Source organism: Micromonospora sp. NPDC005979, assembly GCF_040614415.1.
GTDB lineage: Bacteria > Actinomycetota > Actinomycetes > Mycobacteriales > Micromonosporaceae > Micromonospora.
Window position 1 is genome coordinate 191,141 of sequence record NZ_JBEXUR010000004.1, and the last position, 17,583, is coordinate 208,723.

General features: G+C 73.7%; 16 protein-coding genes and 1 pseudogene. 11 read left to right on the forward strand and 6 right to left on the reverse strand.

The annotated features are described in order from the left end of the window. Positions 1–90 precede the first annotated feature (90 nt). Together ABZ272_RS09800 and ABZ272_RS09805 are read right to left on the reverse strand one after the other, a co-directional pair. A complete protein-coding gene (locus ABZ272_RS09800; protein ID WP_355049497.1) occupies positions 91–1,038 on the reverse strand; it encodes a terpene synthase in 948 nt (315 codons plus the stop codon). A 129-nt stretch (positions 1,039–1,167) separates the two neighbouring features. Further along, positions 1,168–1,797, reverse strand: coding sequence for a TIGR03085 family metal-binding protein (locus ABZ272_RS09805; RefSeq protein ID WP_355049498.1), 630 nt, complete (start codon positions 1,795–1,797; stop codon positions 1,168–1,170). A gap of 170 nt (positions 1,798–1,967) precedes the next feature. On the opposite strand from ABZ272_RS09805, the gene ABZ272_RS09810 reads away from it, so the two are divergent. The 3 genes from ABZ272_RS09810 (at position 1,968) to ABZ272_RS09820 (ending at position 6,656) form a co-directional block, all read left to right on the forward strand. Continuing rightward, positions 1,968–3,851, forward strand: coding sequence for an ABC transporter ATP-binding protein (locus tag ABZ272_RS09810; protein ID WP_355049499.1), 1,884 nt, complete (start codon positions 1,968–1,970; stop codon positions 3,849–3,851). 185 nt (positions 3,852–4,036) lie between these two features. Next, complete coding sequence (locus ABZ272_RS09815; protein ID WP_355049621.1) at positions 4,037–5,812, forward strand: ABC transporter ATP-binding protein; 1,776 nt, start codon at positions 4,037–4,039, stop codon at positions 5,810–5,812. Positions 5,813–5,906: 94 nt separating this feature from the next. Then, positions 5,907–6,656, forward strand: a complete 750-nt coding sequence (locus ABZ272_RS09820) for a DUF2470 domain-containing protein (RefSeq protein ID WP_355049500.1) — start codon at positions 5,907–5,909, stop codon at positions 6,654–6,656. Positions 6,657–6,668: 12 nt separating this feature from the next. On the opposite strand, the gene ABZ272_RS09825 is transcribed toward ABZ272_RS09820, so the two are convergent. The 3 genes from ABZ272_RS09825 to ABZ272_RS09835 form a co-directional block, all read right to left on the reverse strand. Beyond that, positions 6,669–7,265 (reverse strand): TetR family transcriptional regulator, encoded by a 597-nt coding sequence (locus ABZ272_RS09825; RefSeq protein WP_355049501.1) that lies wholly within the window; start codon positions 7,263–7,265, stop codon positions 6,669–6,671. Positions 7,266–7,348: 83 nt separating this feature from the next. After that, positions 7,349–8,104, reverse strand: a complete 756-nt coding sequence (locus ABZ272_RS09830) for an ABC transporter permease (RefSeq protein WP_355049502.1) — start codon at positions 8,102–8,104, stop codon at positions 7,349–7,351. Continuing rightward, positions 8,101–8,841, reverse strand: a complete 741-nt coding sequence (locus ABZ272_RS09835) for an ABC transporter ATP-binding protein (protein WP_355049503.1) — start codon at positions 8,839–8,841, stop codon at positions 8,101–8,103. The genes ABZ272_RS09830 and ABZ272_RS09835 overlap by 4 nt, the downstream gene beginning before the upstream one ends. 543 nt (positions 8,842–9,384) lie before the next feature. Between ABZ272_RS09835 and ABZ272_RS09840 the strand changes: the two are divergent. From ABZ272_RS09840 to ABZ272_RS09855, 4 genes and pseudogenes are all read left to right on the forward strand, one after another. Continuing rightward, positions 9,385–9,708 (forward strand): annotated as a pseudogene (locus ABZ272_RS09840) (phosphoribosyl-AMP cyclohydrolase); the annotation flags it as partial. 180 nt (positions 9,709–9,888) lie between these two features. Next, positions 9,889–10,320: a phosphoribosyl-AMP cyclohydrolase gene (hisI, locus tag ABZ272_RS09845; protein WP_355049622.1), complete on the forward strand. Its 432-nt coding sequence runs from the start codon at positions 9,889–9,891 to the stop codon at positions 10,318–10,320. 46 nt (positions 10,321–10,366) lie between these two features. Next, positions 10,367–11,920 carry an anthranilate synthase component I gene (locus tag ABZ272_RS09850; RefSeq protein ID WP_355049504.1) on the forward strand — a complete coding sequence of 518 codons (1,554 nt, stop codon included), beginning with the start codon at positions 10,367–10,369 and terminating at the stop codon, positions 11,918–11,920. Next, positions 11,917–12,483, forward strand: coding sequence for a Trp biosynthesis-associated membrane protein (locus ABZ272_RS09855; protein WP_355049505.1), 567 nt, complete (start codon positions 11,917–11,919; stop codon positions 12,481–12,483). The genes ABZ272_RS09850 and ABZ272_RS09855 overlap by 4 nt, the downstream gene beginning before the upstream one ends. Here ABZ272_RS09855 and ABZ272_RS09860 read toward each other — a convergent pair whose 3' ends face one another. Then, positions 12,484–12,777 carry a hypothetical protein gene (locus ABZ272_RS09860; protein WP_355049506.1) on the reverse strand — a complete coding sequence of 98 codons (294 nt, stop codon included), beginning with the start codon at positions 12,775–12,777 and terminating at the stop codon, positions 12,484–12,486. Positions 12,778–13,263: 486 nt separating this feature from the next. On the opposite strand from ABZ272_RS09860, the gene trpC reads away from it, so the two are divergent. The 4 genes from trpC (at position 13,264) to lgt (ending at position 17,573) form a co-directional block, all read left to right on the forward strand. Then, entirely contained in the window at positions 13,264–14,067 is an 804-nt protein-coding gene (gene trpC / locus ABZ272_RS09865; protein WP_039906616.1) for an indole-3-glycerol phosphate synthase TrpC, read from the forward strand. Positions 14,068–14,104: 37 nt separating this feature from the next. Further along, entirely contained in the window at positions 14,105–15,343 is a 1,239-nt protein-coding gene (gene trpB, locus ABZ272_RS09870; protein ID WP_355049507.1) for a tryptophan synthase subunit beta, read from the forward strand. A 1-nt stretch (position 15,344) separates the two neighbouring features. Continuing rightward, on the forward strand, positions 15,345–16,148 hold the full coding sequence (gene trpA / locus ABZ272_RS09875; RefSeq protein WP_355049508.1) for a tryptophan synthase subunit alpha: 804 nt from the start codon (positions 15,345–15,347) through the stop codon (positions 16,146–16,148). A gap of 258 nt (positions 16,149–16,406) precedes the next feature. Beyond that, on the forward strand, positions 16,407–17,573 hold the full coding sequence (gene lgt / locus ABZ272_RS09880) for a prolipoprotein diacylglyceryl transferase (protein ID WP_355049509.1): 1,167 nt from the start codon (positions 16,407–16,409) through the stop codon (positions 17,571–17,573). Positions 17,574–17,583: the final 10 nt, after the last annotated feature.

Consider the following 17,583-nt stretch of genomic DNA (forward strand, 5'->3'; position numbering starts at 1 on the left):
AGTGGTTACCGAAGAGTATTGCCTGATACCGGGCATCGGCTAGTGCCGGTGATCGTCCGGCGACCCTGCCGCGCCGACCGACGCCCTGAATCAGGCGTAGCGGGCAGCCACGACCGACCAGTCGTAGGTGGCCCGGACCCAGTTGCGCCGCGCGGCCAACGGGGAGTGCAACGCCGCGACACCGCTCGCCAGCAAGTCCTCCTCCGCCGCCTGGTACGCCGCCAACCCCCGGTTGAAGCGTTCCGCGGCGGCCCGTAACGCGCCCGCCTCGTCGAGGCCGCTCTCCTGGGCGATGACCGTCACCAGGTTGTGCGCGTCCGGGTCGGACTGGCTCTCCTTGCCGTACGAGAAGAGGTCGTTGCACCAGCAGACCAGGTCCACCGCCAGCAGGTCCAGGGCGGTCAGCGCCGGATCGGCCCGCCGCGCTGGCCCGGGTGGCTGCTCCGACGCGAGGTCGGTCAGGGTGAGACAGGGGTGTACGCCGCCGATGTGTCGACGCAGTTGGACGTACTCGGAGACCCCCGGCACCCGGTGGCGCTCCCGGTTGCTGGCCTCCCAGAGGAGCGCCAGCAGGTACTGGCGGACCTGGCTGACGAACCGCAGCAGCATCGGCGCCCGGCCCTCGGCCCGGGTCCGGCGGCACAGGTCGTGCAGCGCGACGCCCAGCGGGCCGGCCTCCGGTGGTGGCGCGGCGCTCGGGTCGCCGGCACGGTCCAGCACGTTGAGCAGGGCGGCGATGACCGGCGAGAGCCGGCTCGGATCGGCCCCGAGGCCGTCCTCGTCGCAGGCGTCGTCCATGACGAACAGCCAGGAGATCAGGTCGGTGAGGAGTCGCAGCCCCCGCACCGGCCCGTCCGGGCAGGCTCGGCCCGCCAGACCGGCGGCGTCCGCCCGTTGCAGTCGATGAATTTGACCGGAGTTGACCAGGCCGAAAGCGCGCGCCCACTCGACGCTCTCGTTGGCTACCCGATCTGTGGACTTGTGGCGCCCCGCCGTGAAGGAGGGTTCCCGTAGCGCCGAGATTGCGAAACTTCGCATCGTGTGCCCCCACATCGTGCCGCCCTGGCGCGGAACGGCGCGGTGAAGCGTACGGGAGGAGGTATCGGTACGCATCGCTGGGACTGGGGCATTAGTCCGGCGTTGCTGTGACCGATTAGGCGCAGAAAGTCACATGCCCAGGCTGGCGTTGCGCAGTTGCCGCGCGGACGACGCCGGGCCGTCCAACTGGACCCGGGCCACCCGCTGTCGTCCGGACAGGAACAGGGCCAACTCGGCCGGGGCGCCCACCAGGCGCAGTCGTTCGCCGCCACGGCCGACGGAGACCTCGCCGTACCCGGGCGCCTGCACGTAGAGGTCCGCCGGGAAGCGCCGCAGCGTCAGCCGGGCCATCGGCGCGGCCCGCTTCCACAGGGTGGCCTGCAGACCGCGCGGCAACTCGCGCGGCTGCCATCCCCCGACGGCCCGCCGTACGTCCTCGTGGTGGATGAAGAACTCCATGGTGTTGACCAGCTCGTCGGTGAGCGGGTTGCTGACCGGGCTCCACAGCGGTGGCCGGCGTACCGTCGCCACCAGCTCCGGCCAGGGCCCGGCGGCGAGCCGGCGGCGGACCCGTTCGGCGTACCCCCGCAGTGGCGGCAGCAGGATCCCGCCGGCCGCGTCCAGCCGGCGCTCGCGCAGCACCAGGTGCGCGGCGAGGTCGCGCGTCGCCCAGCCCTCGTTGATCGTCGGGGCGTCGGGCCCGAGGGCCAGAAGGAGATCGGCCAGCGTCTCGCGCTCGGCTCGGGCGTACCGCGACATGGGCCGATCGTAGGCCCGGACCCGGGCGGCCGCGCGGCGAGCGGGGCCGGGTCGTACCGCTGGCGCGGGCGTGGGGTACGTGATGGTCGACATATCCCGTCCGGGTCGGCGGCGCAGGCCCGCACCGGTAAGGATGAGGTAGATAATTGTGGCTTACGGCGGGGGAGAGCGTGGCGAGCAGGACAAGCCGGGACGTGCTCGGCAGAGGGCTGGGGGTTCTGCGGCAGGCGATTCGGGAGCAGCCGCGGATCTTCACGGTCGCCGTGGTCGGCAGCGTGCTGTTCGGCTCGATGGTCATCGTCAGCGCGTACGTGGTGGGCGCGGTGGTCGGCGACGTGGTGGTGCCGGCGATCGCCCGGGGCGAGGTCGGCGTCGGCGCGCTGACGCTGGCGGCGGTCGCCCTCTTCGGGATCAGCGTGCTGCGGGTCGTCGGCATCTTCGGCCGTCGGCTCGGCGCCGGTTACATGCAGTACCGACTCCAGGCCGCCTACCGCCGCCGGGTCACCCGCCGATACCTGGACCTGCCGCTGTCCTGGCACCACCGCAACGCCACCGGCACGTTGCTGTCCAACGCCAACTCCGACGTGGAGGCGGCCTGGTATCCGATCGCCCCGCTGCCCTTCGCGGTGGGCACGCTGGTGATGCTGGTCGGCGCGATCGTCTCGCTGTTCGCCACCGACTGGGCCCTGGCCCTGGTCGGCCTCGCGGTGTTTCCCGCGCTGTTCGCGCTCAACGTGGTCTACTCCCGCCGGATGGCGCCCCGCCAGGCCCGCGCGCAGCGGTTGCGCGCCGAGGTCAGCGGCATCGCGCACGAGAGCTTCGACGGCGCGCTGGTGGTCAAGACCATGGGTCGCGAGGCGCAGGAGACCGCCCGGTTCGCCGGTCGCGCCGGTGAGCTGCGCGACGCCCTCATCGCGGTCGGCCGGCTGCGGGGCGTCTTCGACCCGCTGCTGGAGACACTGCCCAGCCTCGGCACCCTGGCCGTCCTGGTGGTCGGGGCCTTCCGGCTGCGCCAGGGCGCGATCAGCGTCACCGAGCTGGTCAGCGTCGCCTTCCTCTTCACCGTGCTGGCCTTCCCGGTACGGGCCATCGGCTGGGTGCTGGCCGAGCTGCCGCGCAGCGTCGCGGGCTGGGACCGGGTGCGCCGGGTCCTCGACGCCACCGGCGAGATGCCGTACGGACAGCGGGTGCTCGACCCGGCCACCCCGGGCCCGGCCAGCCTCACCTTCACCGACGTGCACTTCTCCTATCCGCCCGCCGAGGCGCACCAGCCCGGCGCGCAGGTGCTCGGCGAGGTCGGCTTCACCGTCCCGGCCGGCCGCACGGTCGCCCTGGTCGGGCCGACCGGCGCGGGCAAGTCCACCATCGCCTCGTTGGCCGTCCGCCTGGTCGACCCGGACTCGGGCACCGTCGCCCTGGACGACGTGGACACGCGTGACCTGACCGCCGCGTCGCTGGCCAGCACGGTCGCACTCGTGGCGCAGGTGCCGTTCGTCTTCGACGACACCGTACGGGCCAACATCGCCCTGGACCGGCCGGGCATCGACGACGAGGTCGTGTGGGCGGCGCTGCGCCTGGCCGAGGCGGACGGTTTCGTCGCGGCGCTGCCCGACGGGCTGGACACGATGGTCGGCGAGCGGGGCACCTCGCTCTCCGGCGGGCAGCGGCAGCGGCTCACGCTGGCCCGCGCCCTCGCCGGGCGGCCACGCCTGCTGGTGCTCGACGACGCGACGAGCGCCGTGGACCCGCGCGTGGAGGCGGCCATCCTCGCCGGCCTGCGCTCCTCGGCCGGCGAGCCGGGGGTTCCCGCCGCGTCGATCCTCGTCGTGGCGTACCGCCGGGCCACCATCGCGCTCGCCGACGAGGTCATCTACGTCGAGCAGGGGCGGGTGATCGCGCGGGGCACGCACACCGAGTTGCTGGCCACCGTGCCCGGGTACGTGGACCTGGTCACCGCCTACGAGCAGGCGGAGGTCGACCGCGCGCAGGAGCGCGCGTACGACGACGAGGTGGCGCCGCTGCCGTCGGGCCTGGAGATCGAGGTGGATCGGTGAGCGCGAGGAGTGCAGCGCAGCGGAGCCCCGCAGTCGCGAACGAAAGGCAAGTCCGGTGAGCGCGAGGAGTGCAGCGCAGCGGAGCCCCGCAGTCGCGAACGAAAGGCAAGTCCGGTGAGCGCGAGGAGTGCAGCGCAGCGGAACCCCGCAGTCGCGAACGAAAGGCGAGCCCGGTGAGTACGACGGTGACGACCGACGAGCGTGACGCACGGCCGGAGACGACCTGGCGGACGCTGCGGCGAGGGCTGGCCCTCTCGCCCGAGCTGCGAACCGGGCTGGCCGCCACCCTGGCCCTGGCGCTGGTCTACATGGTGGGGCGGGTGGCCGTACCGGTGGCGGTGCAGCAGGGCATCGACCGGGGCATCGTCGGCGGCCTGCGGCTTGACGTCGTCTGGTCGGTGGTGGTGGTCACCGCGGCGATCCTCGTGGTCACCACGGCCTGCGGCTACCTGATGATGCGCCGGCTGTTCACGGTCAGCGAGACCGCGTTGGCGAACGTGCGGACGCGGGCGTTCCGGCACGTGCACGACCTGTCGATGCTGCACCAGCAGTCGGAGCGCCGCGGCTCGCTGGTCTCGCGGGTGACCAGCGACGTCGACCAGATCACCCAGTTCCTCCAGTGGGGCGGGGTGATCCTGCTGGTCAACCTGGGACAGCTCGTGGTGACGACGGCCGTCATGCTGGCGTACTCCTGGCAGTTGACCCTGGTGGTGCTGGTGGCGTTCCTGCCGGCGGTGCTCGTCATCCGGCAGTTGCAGCGCCGCCTCGGCGGGGCGTACGCGACGGTGCGTCAGCGCACCGGCGCGCTGCTGGGCGCGATCGGCGAGAGCGTCGTGGGCGCGCCGGTGATCAGGGCGTACGGCATCGCGGGGCGTACCGAGCGGCGGCTGGACGAGGCCATCGACGCGCAGCGCGTCGCGCAGCAGCGGGCCATCCGGATCAGCATCGTGGGCAGCTCGGTCGGTGAGTTGGCGGCCGGGTTGGCGCTGGCCGGCGTGGTGGTGCTCGGTGTGACGCTGGGCGTGGACGGCACGCTGTCGATCGGCCAGCTCACTGCGTTCCTCTTCCTGGTGACGCTGTTCATCCAGCCGGTGCAGATCGCCACCGAGGTGCTCAACGAGGCGCAGAACGCGATCGCCGGCTGGCGGCGCGTGCTGGACGTGCTGGACGTCGCCCCGGACGTCGCGGACCCCGGGGAGCAGGGCCGGGACCTGCCGATCGGTCCGTTGGACATCCGGTTCTCGGGGGTGCGGTTCGCCTATCCCGGCGGGCCGCCGGTGCTGCATGACATCGACCTGGAGATCCCGGCGAAGAGCCGGGTGGCGGTGGTCGGCGAGACGGGCAGCGGCAAGACGACCTTCGCGAAGCTGCTGACCCGACTGATGGATCCGTCGGCGGGGGCGGTGCTGCTGTCCGGGGTGCCGCTGGCGCAGGTGCGCTTCGACTCGCTGCGCTCGCGGGTGGTGATGGTGCCGCAGGACGGGTTCCTCTTCGACGCGACGGTCGGCGACAACGTGCGGTTCGCCCGGCCCGAGCTGACCGACGAGGAGCTGGGGGCCGCCTTCACGGAGTTGGGCCTGGCCGACTGGTTGGACGGCCTGCCCGCCGGCCTCGACACCCCGGTCGGGGAGCGCGGCGAGGCGCTGAGCGTGGGGGAGCGGCAGCTCGTCGCGCTGGCCCGGGCATACGTGGCCGACCCCGACCTGCTGGTGCTGGACGAGGCGACCAGCGCGGTGGATCCGGCGACCGAGGTGCGGTTGCAGCGCACTCTGGACGCCGTCACGCGGGGGCGTACGACGCTCGCCATCGCGCACCGGCTCTCCACCGCCCAGGCCGCCGACGAGGTCATCGTGGTGGACCGGGGGCGCGTCGTGCAGCGTGGCCCGCACGACGAGTTGGTGCGCGACGCCGACTCGGTCTACGGGCTGCTGTACGCCTCCTGGCTGGAACAGACCAGGTAACGGGTCGATGTCCATGGCATCGGCTGGTGGACGCGGTGGTGCTGGTGCTCTACGCTCCGGTTAGGTAAGGCTAACCTTTGAAGGAGGTTGCGCCATGCGGCCCAGCCCCGCCGAGATCGTCCGTACCCTCGTCGCCGGTCGCCTGCCCGGCCTCGTCCACCTGGCTCGCCGCCCGGGTCCGCACCACGCCCGGCACGTGACCGACCCCGACGGCCGGGTGTTGCTGCTGGTGCCGGTGGCCAGCCACCTGGGCGCCGCGCTCCAGCCCGTCGCCGGGGGCGACGACGTCGCGGTGGTCCTGGACGTCCTCGACCTGCCGCCCGCGGCCGGCGCTCCCGGGCTCGGGCGGGCCTGGGTCTCCGGCTGGGCCGCCGAACTGCACGACGACGAGGCACGCCGCGCCGCGGTCGACTTCGCCGCCGTCGAGCCGACCGGCGACCTGCTCGACGTCGGCGCCCGGTTCCGGCTGTTCCGCTTCGAGGTGGCCGAGGTCCGCTGGGAGCGGGCCGGCGTCGTGCACCGGCTCGACCCGGGCGAGTACGCCGAGGCGGAGCCGGATCCGGTGCACCCCTTCGAGTCCCTGCTGCTCGCCGATTTCGCCCAGCGCGAGCCCGCCGCCGTCACCGACTACCTGCGCCGGCAGCTCGGGCTGACCGAGGAGGCCCCGGACGGGCCGCCGCGGGTGGTGCGTGTCGACCGCTACGGGCTGGTGGTCGCTCTCGGACGCCCCGGCGCACGACGGCGCGTCCGGCTGGCGTTCCCGTGCCCGCTCAGCGGCCCCGACGAGCTGGGCCGGCTGCTCCCGCCGCTGCGCCGCCCCGCCGACGTGCACCCGCCCCGCTGACCGTGCCCGGCCCTAGATCGGCAGCGACCCGGTGAGGTACCGCTGGACGCTGGGGCCGATGGTGGCGACCAGAAGCTCCGGGTCGGCCGACGCGACCGGCTCCAGCCGTACCACGTGCCGGATCATGGCGAGGCCGATGAGCTGGGTGGCGACCAGCGAGCCACGCAGCGGGACCTCGGCCGGGTCGACGTCGAGCTGGTCGAGCACCCGGCGCAGCACCTGCGTGGTGACGAACTCCCGCAGCAGGCGCGCGGTCCACTCGCTGCTGAGCACCGAGCGCACCAGCGCCACCCCGGCGCTGCCGGCCGGTGAGTCCCAGATGCCGATGAAGGTCCGGACCAACCGCTCGCCGACGCCGTCCTGTTCACCGGCCAGCACACCCGGCAGCAGCTCGGCGGGGTCCACCGGGAAGTTCATCGCGGCCCGGAAGAGCTGGTCCTTCGTGCCGAAGTAGTGGTGCACCAGAGCCGGGTCCACCCCGGCGGTGGCGGCGATGGCGCGGATCGGGGCGGCGTCGAAACCCCGTTCGGCGAACGTCGCCCGCGCCGCGTCGAGGATCGCCTCCCGGGTGTCCGGATTGCCGGGTCGCCGGCCGGTACGCCGCGTCATCGCCGCCCCTCGTTCGTCCGCTGACGCCGCCGGTCTCCCGGCGGCGGGTGGCGACCCGCCCCGCGCGGGGCGCCGCCGATCGGTCAGCCGGTGCGCCGACGCAGGGTCGCCGCCGCGAGCACCAGCGCCAACACCACCGCGCCGAACACCACACCCACGTCCCGCCACATGGTCGCGGTCGGGTCGGCGTGGGCGCCGACCTCCTGCAACGCCTCGATGGCGTACGTCAGCGGCAGGGCGCCGCTGAGCCCCTGGAGCCAGCCGGCCATCTCGTCCCGGGCCACGAACAGCCCACACAGCAGGAGCTGCGGGATCACCACGACCGGGAGGAACTGTACTGCCTGGAACTCGGTGCGGGCGAAGGCGCTGCACAGCAGGCCGAGGGCGACCCCGAGCACCGCGTCGAGCACCGCGATCCCGATCACGAGACCGCTGCTGCCGAGAGTTCGCAGGTCGAAGACCCAGTACGCCAGGCCGGCCGCCAACGCGGCCTGCACGGCGGCGGCCAACCCGAACGCGATGCCGTACCCGAAGAGCAGGTCGAGCTTGCCCAGCGGGGTGGTGAGCAGCCGTTCGAGGGTGCCGGACGTGCGCTCGCGCAGCATCGCGATGCTGGTCACGAGAAACATGATCACGAAAGGGAAGGTTCCCAGCATCACCAGCGCGACCCGGTCGAACACCGACGGCTGTCCCGGGGGCGTCGGCTTGTCGGCGTACATGTAGTAGACCAACGTGAGCAGGACGGTCGGCACCACCACGAGCAGCGCGATCGTCCGCCGGTCGTGCCGGAGCTGGCGCAGGACGCGGCCGATGGTGGCCGCCAGGATCCGCACGTTCATGAGTTCTCCCGTCCGGCTGTCGCCTTGGCCTCGCCGGCCCGGATGAGCCGCAGGAACGCCTCGTCGAGGTCGTCCACGCCGGCGGCGGCGCGGATCGCGTCCGGGCTGTCGTCGGCGATCAGCCGGCCCTCGCGGATCAGCAGCAGCCGGTCGCAGCGGGCCGCCTCGTCCATGACGTGACTGGACACCAGCAGGGTGGTGCCGGCGGCGGCCATGGCGTGGAACCGGGCCCACAGGTCGGCCCGCAGCACCGGGTCCTGACCGACGGTCGGCTCGTCGAGGATGACTAGCTCCGGGTCACCGACCAGGGCGCAGGCCAGCGAGGCCCGACTGCGCTGGCCGCCGGAGAGGGTGGCGACCAGCTGACCGGCCGCCTGGGCCAGCCCGACGGCGCTCACCGCCTCGTCCGCCTCGGCCCGACCGCGCCCGTACAGGGCCGCGAAGTAGCGGGCGTTCTCCCGCACGGTCAGGTCGGCGTAGACACTCGGCGCCTGCGTGAGGTAGCCCACCCGGTGTCGCAGCGCCGGGGCGCCCGCCGGCTGGCCCAGCACGGTCACCGTCCCCGAGCTGACCACCTGCACGCCGACCACGGCGCGCATGAACGTGGTCTTGCCGCTGCCACTGGGCCCCAGCAGACCGGTGACGGCGCCCCGCGGAACGGCGCAGGTGATGCCGTCCAGCACCCGCCGCCCGCCTCGATCGATCACCAGGTCGTGGACGCCTATCGCGTCGTCCATCGCGCACCTCCCAGAAACTCATCGTTCGTTGAATTCCACGCTAGAGGGGAGCGGGCGGCCCGACTGTCCTCTGGTGCCCGCCCTCGCGCCCAGCGTGACAACGGGCAGTAGGCTTCGGACCGGACAGCAGGTCCGGCAACGGGCATTGCGCGCCGATCGGACGTACGGCACGATGGCGCCGTGGGTCACGCTCCGTTACCGCACAGCGGATTTCTCGAGGACTGGGCCGCGCGGTTGCGGGACGCCGCCGAACGACCGGTCGTCGGCATCCTGCTGCGCGGCAGTCACGCCCGGCGGGCGGCCACCGCGCACAGCGACGTCGACCTCGACGTGCTGGTCGGTGGCTCGCCGTACGCCGCCCGTCGCGCGTACCTGGCCGAAAGCGCCGGCCGGGTCACCCACGTCTCGGTGGCGGCGCGGGACGTCCGCTCCTGGGTGCACCGGCTGGGTGAGCCGGCCGACTGGGCGTTCGGACTGCCGGTCACCGCGCCGGCCCGGCTGCTCTGGGCGGACCCGCACTGGCGGCCCCGGATCGACCTGCCGGTGCTCTGCCAACCCGCCGAGCCGCCCCGGCTGGAGGAGCTGATCGCCCTGCTCGGCAAGGCCGCTGCCGCCCGCGCCGCCGCCGACCGCGTGGGGGTCCGGCTCGCCGTGGCGGACCTGGCCCGGCTCTGCCCGTCGGTGCTGCGCCCGGCGAACCCGTCGGTACGGGTGTCGTCCCGCCGCGCGGCGTTCGCGGCGGCCCTGGAGTTGCCGGTCGCGCCGGTCGGCTACCGCGAGGACATGCTCCTCTGCCTCGGCCTGCGCCCGGGCGCCACCGGCCAGCTCTGGGCCGCCGCCGTGCGGCTGGTCGCCGGCACCCTGCCGTTGATCCGCCCGTACGCCGGGGAGATCGCCGAATCCTCCGGCGCCGACCTGGCCGAGGCCCTGGTCGACGGCCGCCTCGACCGCTACGTGGCCCAGCTCGCGCGGCCCGTGGTCGACCGGCCGAACCCTCGGCGGGAGCCGTCGCCGGTGCCCACGCCACGTGCGGGAGAATGGGCAACTGTGCCCGTACCTGACGCGCCGGTGACCGGCGTACCCAGCGAACCGAACGGCCCGGTGGCCCCGGCGCCGGTCCGTCCGTCCCGGCTCGATCCGGCCATCGCGGCCCGGCTGCGCCGCAGCGCCGACGGCCTGGTCGCCGCCGTGGTACGCGCGCACGACTCCGGCGAGGTGCTGATGGTCGCCTGGATGGACGACGAGGCGTTGCACCGCACCCTCACCACCGGCCGGGCCACCTACTGGTCCCGCAGCCGGCGCGAATACTGGGTCAAGGGCGCCACCTCCGGGCACCACCAGTACGTGCGCTCGGTCGCCCTGGACTGTGACGGCGACGCCCTCCTGGTCAGCGTCGACCAGGTCGGCGCGGCCTGCCACACCGGGCACCGGACGTGCTTCTTCACCGAGCTGCCGGTCACCGCGCCGGACGCCCGGTGAACACGGTTCGGCGGCGCCCCGCCGGGAACGAGAGGCGGGTCGGCGCATGACCGACGGCGCGGTGAGCCCCGACGTGGCCACCTTCACCGAGCTGGCCGCCCGCTGGCGTGTCGTACCGGTCACCCGACGGCTGCTGGCCGACGCCGAGACTCCGGTGGGGGTCTACCGCAAGCTCGCCGGCGGGCCCGGAACCTTCCTGCTCGAATCGGCCGAGCAGGGCGTCGGCTCGGCGGGCATGGCCTGGTCGCGGTACTCGTTCATCGGCGTACGGAGCAGCGCCACCCTCGTCGAGCGGGACGGCGCGGCGACCTGGCTCGGGCAGCCCCCGGCCGGGCTGCCCACCGACGGCGACCCGGTGCGGGTGCTGCGGGACACCGTCGCGGCGCTCGCCGGGCCGCCGCCCGGACCGGGCGACGGCCTGCCACCGCTGACCGGGGGCATGGTCGGCTACCTCGGGTACGACCTGGTCCGCCGCTTCGAGCGGCTGCCCGAGCTGACCGAGTCCGACCTCGGCGTGCCGGAGCTGGGCATGATGCTCGCGACCGACCTGGTGGTGCTCGACCACTACGACGGCTCCGCGATCCTGGTCGCCAACGCGGTGCTGCCACCGCTGGACGCGGCGGACCGCGACGCGCACGTCACCGCCGCGTACCACCACGCGGTGGGCCGCCTCGACGCGATGACCACCGCGCTGTCCCGACCCATCCCGCCGATGATCTCGACGGTCGCGCGCCCACCGGCCGGCGAGGTCGTCTGTCGTACGCCCGAGGGGGGCTACGTCAAGGCCGTGGAGGCGGCCAAGGAGGCGATCCGGGCGGGCGAGTGCTTCCAGATCGTGCTGTCCCAGCGGTTCGAGCGGGCCACCCACGCCGACCCGCTGGACGTCTACCGGGTGCTGCGCACCAGCAACCCCAGCCCGTACATGTACCTGCTGCGCTTCGACGGGTTCGACATCGTCGGCTCGTCGCCGGAGGCGCACCTGAAGGTCACCGCCGGCGCGGACGGGCGGCGGCGGGCGCTGCTGCACCCGATCGCGGGCACCCGCCCGCGCGGCGGCACCCCGGCGGCCGACGCGGGCCTCGCCGCCGAGCTGCTCGCCGATCCCAAGGAGCGCGCCGAACACGTCATGCTGGTCGACCTGGGCCGCAACGACCTGGGCCGGGTCTGCGAGCCGGGCAGCGTCCAGGTGCCCGAGTTCGCGACCATCGAGCGGTACAGCCACGTGATGCACATCGTCTCCACCGTGACCGGCACGCTGCGTGACGACCGTTCGGCGTTCGACGCGCTCGCGGCAACCTTCCCGGCCGGGACGCTCTCCGGCGCGCCCAAGGTACGCGCCATGGAGATCATCGAGGAGCTGGAGCCGGTACGGCGTGGCGTCTACGGGGGCACGGTCGGCTACTTCGGCTTCGGCGGCGACCTGGACATGGCGATCGCCATCCGGACCGCGCTGATCCGCGACGGCCGCGCCTACGTGCAGGCCGGGGCCGGAGTGGTCGCCGATTCGGATCCGGCCGCCGAGGAGCAGGAGACCCGCGACAAGGCCGCCGCCGTGCTGGCCGCGATCGCCGCCGCCGAAACGCTGCGGGCTGCCCGATGAGCGCGGGGGGTCGGCGCGAGCTGACGTACGCGGTGCTGCTCTGTCTCGCCGGCGCGGGCCTGGCGCTGTGGATGGCGACCCGGGGCTGGTCGGTCGAGCTGACCGCGCGGCCGGCGCCGCTGCCGCCGGTGCGGGAGGCCCGCAGCGGGGCCGCCCTGCTGCCGTGGCTGCCGGCGCTGGCCGTGGTGGCGGTGGCCGGTGGTGGCGCGGTGCTGGCCACCCGGGGTCGGGTACGGCGGCTGCTGGGTGTGCTGCTGGGCGCGTTGGGCCTGGCGGTGTCGGCCGGCGCGGGTTACGGACTGGTCGCCGACCTCGACGGTGTGGTGAGTCGGCAGTGGCCGGCGCTCTGCCTGGTCGGCGGTCTGCTCGTCGCCGTGGCTGGTGGGTGGACCGCGGTGCGGGGCGGCGGGTGGCCGGCGATGGGCGCCCGGTACGAGCGGCCGACGCGGACCGTCACGGAGAGTAGGCCGACGACGGCTGCCACCCCGGGCCCGATGGCCGGTCGGCGGACCACCGAGGCGTGGGACGCGTTGGACCGGGGCGAGGACCCCACGGCCGGCTGATCAGCCGACCGGCTGACGGTCCCGCTCCCGGACGACCGCCGGACGCTCCCGCTGCGGGTGGGCGGCGGCGCGGGTCGCGGTCAGCTCGGCCACCAGGCGGTCCAGCTCGGCGCGTCGGTCGGCGCGGGCCCGGTCGGCGCAGACCGCCTCCCAGGCGTTACCGCGTGCCGTGCGCATCCGGCCCTCGCCGACGACGGCCCGCTCCAGGGTGTGCACCACCCCGACGGCGAACGACGCCATGGTCCGCGAGATGGTGGTCAGTCCGATGCTGGGGTTCGACTCGGCAGTGTTCATGGCTCACTCCACACGAGGAGTCGGCGACGGTCGGGCAGGCGCGTCATCGAGTCTGCCCGAGGACGATGCTCACCGGCCGACGTTTCGGCGGGGTGACCACCCCGTCAACTGTCCCGCCCCGCCCGCGACCTGGGAGGGGCCGTTCGGCCTTGAGCTTGCTCACAACATCGACTGCGGTCGCTGTCGCCGGGCGGCGGTCGGCGATGGATGGCATGATCGATGGGTCGGCCCGGTTCGACCGGAGCCGCTGGGCTCTCGTCGTGCGACGGTGGTCGATACGGAGGTGGCGCTGCGTGACATCCCCTTCACGGCAAGTCGGCCATTATGCCGCAGGCCTTTTCGTGAGCAGCGCCATACCCCCGGCTCCCGGCCTCGGCCGGGTGCCCCTAGCATCGGCCCATGACACCCGGAGAGGGGAGTCCGTTGGTGACTGCTGAGCATGCGCACGCGGAGGGGGACGAGGCCGGTCAGGCGGCGTCCGTAAGCGTGCTCGACGAGATTCTGGCTGGCGTGCGCGAGGACGTCGCCCGTCGCCAGGAGCAGGTTCCGTTGGAACGGATCCGTGAACTGGCCGCGGCCGCGCCGCCGCCGCTGGACGCGTACGCCGCGCTGCGCAAGCCCGGTGTCGCGGTCATCGCCGAGGTCAAGCGCTCCTCGCCGTCCAAGGGCCGGCTGGCCGAGATCGCCGATCCGGCCGACCTCGCCGTCGACTACGCGGCGGGCGGCGCGCGGGCCATCAGCGTGCTGACCGAGGGGCGCTGGTTCGGCGGTTCGCTGGACGACCTCGCCGCCGTCCGGGCTGCGGTCACCGTGCCGGTGCTGCGCAAGGACTTCGTGGTCTCCAGCTACCAGGTGCACGAGGCGCGCGCGCACGGCGCCGACCTGGTGCTGCTGATCGTGGCCGCCCTCGAGCAGAACGTGCTGATGGGCCTGCTGGAGCGGATCGAGTCGCTGGGCATGACCGCGCTCGTCGAGGTCCACGACGAGGAGGAGGCCGACCGGGCCCTGGAGGCCGGCGCGCAGGTGATCGGGGTCAACGCCCGTGACCTGCGTACCCTTCAGGTGGACCGCTCGGTGTTCGAGCGGATCGCGCCGGGCCTGCCGAGCAGCGTCGTCAAGATCGCCGAGTCCGGCGTCCGCGGGCCGCACGACCTGATCCGGTACGCCTCCGCCGGCGCCGACGCGGTCCTGGTCGGCGAAGGACTGGTCACCCAGAAGAGCCCACGCGAGGCGGTGGCCGAGTTGGTCAACGCCGGTAACCACCCGGCGACGCCCCGGCCGGTGCGCTGACCGCGCCGGTGTGACGCCCCACCGAGAGGATTGTCCGATGAGCGCCGACGCGCTGGCCCCGGTGGCCGGTCCGCAGCCCGACTCCGCCGGTCACTTCGGCCGCTTCGGCGGTCGGTTCGTGCCCGAGGCCCTGGTGGCCGCGCTGGACGAGCTCGACGGGGCGTGGCGTACGGCGATCGCGGACGAGTCCTTCCGGGCCGAGTTCGGCGCGCTGCTGCGCGACTACGCCGGCACGCCGTCGCTGCTCTACGAGGCCCGCCGGTTCTCCGCGAAGGTCGGCGCCCGGGTGCTGCTCAAGCGCGAGGACCTCAACCACACCGGCGCGCACAAGGTCCGCAACGTGCTCGGCCAGGCGCTGCTCACCAAGCGGATGGGCAAGACCCGGGTGATCGCCGAGACCGGGGCGGGCCAGCACGGCGTCGCCACCGCGACCGCCGCCGCCCTGTTCGACCTCGAGTGCGTGGTCTACATGGGCGAGGTCGACACCGAGCGGCAGGCGCTCAACGTGGCCCGGATGCGGATGCTCGGCGCCACCGTCGTACCGGTCACCACCGGCTCGCGCACCCTCAAGGACGCGATGAACGAGGCGATGCGCGACTGGGTGGCGAACGTCGACGAGACCCACTACCTGATCGGCACCGCCGCCGGGCCGCACCCGTTCCCGGCGATGGTGCGTGACTTCGTCCGGGGGATCGGTGACGAGGCCCGGCAGCAGTGCCTCGACCTGACCGGCGCGCTGCCGGACGCGGTCACCGCCTGCGTCGGCGGCGGTTCCAACGCGCTCGGCATCTTCCACGCCTTCGTCGGCGACGAGGCCGTCCGGCTGTACGGCTTCGAGGCCGGCGGGGACGGTGTGGCCACCGGCCGGCACGCGGCCAGCATCACCGGCGGGTCGGCGGGCGTGCTGCACGGCACCCGCACGTACGTGTTGCAGGACGCCGACGGGCAGACGTTGGAGTCGCACTCGATCTCCGCCGGCCTGGACTACCCGGGCGTCGGGCCCGAGCACGCCTGGCTGCACGACACCGGCCGGGCCAGCTACCTGCCCATCACCGACGAAGAGGCGATGGCCGCCTTCGAACTGCTCTGCCGCACCGAGGGCATCATCCCGGCGATCGAGAGCTCGCACGCGCTCGCCGGCACCGTGACGCTGGCCCCGAAGCTCGCCGCCGAGCTGGGCCGGGAGCCCACCATCGTGGTGAACCTCTCCGGCCGGGGCGACAAGGACGTGCACACCGCCGGGGACTACTTCGGCATCCTCGACAAGGAGCGCTGAGGTGAGTCGCATCGGGGTGGCCTTCGACAAGGCCCGGGCCGACGGGCGGGCCCTGCTGGTGGGCTGTATGCCGGCCGGGTTTCCGACCGTCGAGGGCAGCATCGCGGCCATGACGGCCATGGTCGAGGCCGGCGTCGACGTCATCGAGGTGGAGATCCCGTACTCCGATCCGGTGATGGACGGGCCGGTCATCCAGAAGGCCAGCGACATCGCGCTGGCCGGCGGGGTCCGTACGGCCGACACGATGCGCGTCATCGAGGCCGTCGCGGCGACCGGCGCGCCGGTCGTCACGATGACCTACTGGAACCCGGTCGAGCGGTACGGCGTGGACGTGTTCGCCCGTGACCTGGCCGCCGCCGGTGGCACCGGCCTCATCACGCCGGACCTGATTCCCGACGAGGCGGCGGAGTGGCTGGCCGCCTCGGAGGCCCACGGGCTGGACCGCACCTTCCTGGTGTCGCCGTCGTCCACCGACGCGCGGCTCGCGATGACCGTCGAGCACTGCCGGGGCTTCGTCTACGCCACGGCGGTGATGGGGGTGACCGGCGCGCGGGCGCGTACCTCCGACGCCGCTCCCACCCTGGTCTCCCGGGTGCGCGGGGTCACCGACCTGCCCGTCGGTGTCGGCCTGGGTGTGGGCACGGGCGCGCAGGCCAGCACGGTCGCCGGGTACGCCGACGGGGTGATCGTCGGCAGCGCGCTGGTGCGGTGCGTCCTGGACGCCTCCTCCGAGGCCGAAGGGCTGGCCGCGCTGCGTACCCTGAGCGCCGAACTCGCGGAGGGCGTCCGCAACCCGGCCCGCTGAGCGCCGCTGCGGGCCGACCCGGCCCGCCTCCCTCGCCGCTGCGGGCCGACCCGGCCCGCGTCCCTCGCCGCTCTCGCGGTACGGGTGCGACAACTCTGATGCCTGTGCGTCATCTTGATGACGCACAGGCATCACGCGTTAACGGGTGCTGTCCGGCCTCTCCGGCGGCCCCGGCGGCACGAACCAGACGTCATTTCGACCGCGGTGCGGCGGCCCGGGGTGCCGCTGCGGGGGTGCGCAGCGGTAGCGTGTGCACCCGTGACCATCGCCTCGCTATCCCCCCAGGCGGCCCTGCCCAGTCCCAGCACCGCCGTCTGGCAGCTCGGGCCGTTCCCGCTGCGGGCGTACGCGCTGTGCATCATCGCCGGCATCGTGCTGGCCTGCTGGGTGACCGAGCGCCGATTGCGCCGGCGGGGCGTCGCGCCCGGGGCGGTGCTCGACATCGCCGTCTGGGCGGTGCCCGCCGGCATCATCGGGGCCCGGGTCTACCACGTGATCACCTCACCGGAGAAGTACTTCGGCGCCGGCGGCGAGCCGCTGAAGGCGTTCTACATCTGGGAGGGCGGTCTCGGTATCTGGGGCGCGGTCGCGGGTGGCGCGGTCGGCGCCTGGATCGCGGCCCGGCAGCTCGGCATCCCGCTCGGCGTGGTGGCCGACGCGCTGGCCCCCGGTCTGCCGCTGGCCCAGGCGGTCGGCCGGTTGGGCAACTGGTTCAACAACGAGCTGTTCGGCGGCCGGACGACCCTGCCGTGGGGTCTGGAGATCCACCGGATGGACCCGGACAGTCCGGGGCACGCCCTGCGCGACGACGCCGGCCAGCCGATTCTCGAGCCGGGTCTCTACCACCCGACGTTCCTCTACGAGCTGGTGTGGAACCTCGGGGTGGCCGGGTTGGTCCTCGTTCTGGACCGGCGGCTGCGCCTCGGGCGGGGCCGGGCGTTCGCGCTGTACGTCATGGGTTACACCGCCGGCCGGTTCTGGATCGAGCTGATGCGCACCGACGAGGCGAACCAGATCTTCGGCGTACGACTCAACGTGTGGACCGCGGCCCTGGTCTTCCTCGGCGCGTTGGCCTACTTCGTGCGGGTCCGTGGCCCCCGGGAGTACCTGATCCCGATCGGCGCGGCGACCACCGCCACGCCGCCCACGGAGTCCGACCTGTCGCAGGTCGACGTCTCCGCACGCGAGACCAGCGCGCGCGCCACCGCCCCCGAGGGCTACCGGGTGGTCAGCGAGGAACAGTACGCCGTCTGGCGGGACACCGGCGTAGCGCCACCGGAGCCGGCCGACGACGTGCTCCCGGAGGGTACCGAGTCATCCGCCGACGGGGACCGTGCCGCCGAGTCGACGGACGGGACGCCCGAGGGGCGCGACGGGGCCCGGGCCGACGCCACCGGCGTCCGCCCCGCCGACCGGGACAGCTGAGCGGGGGCGG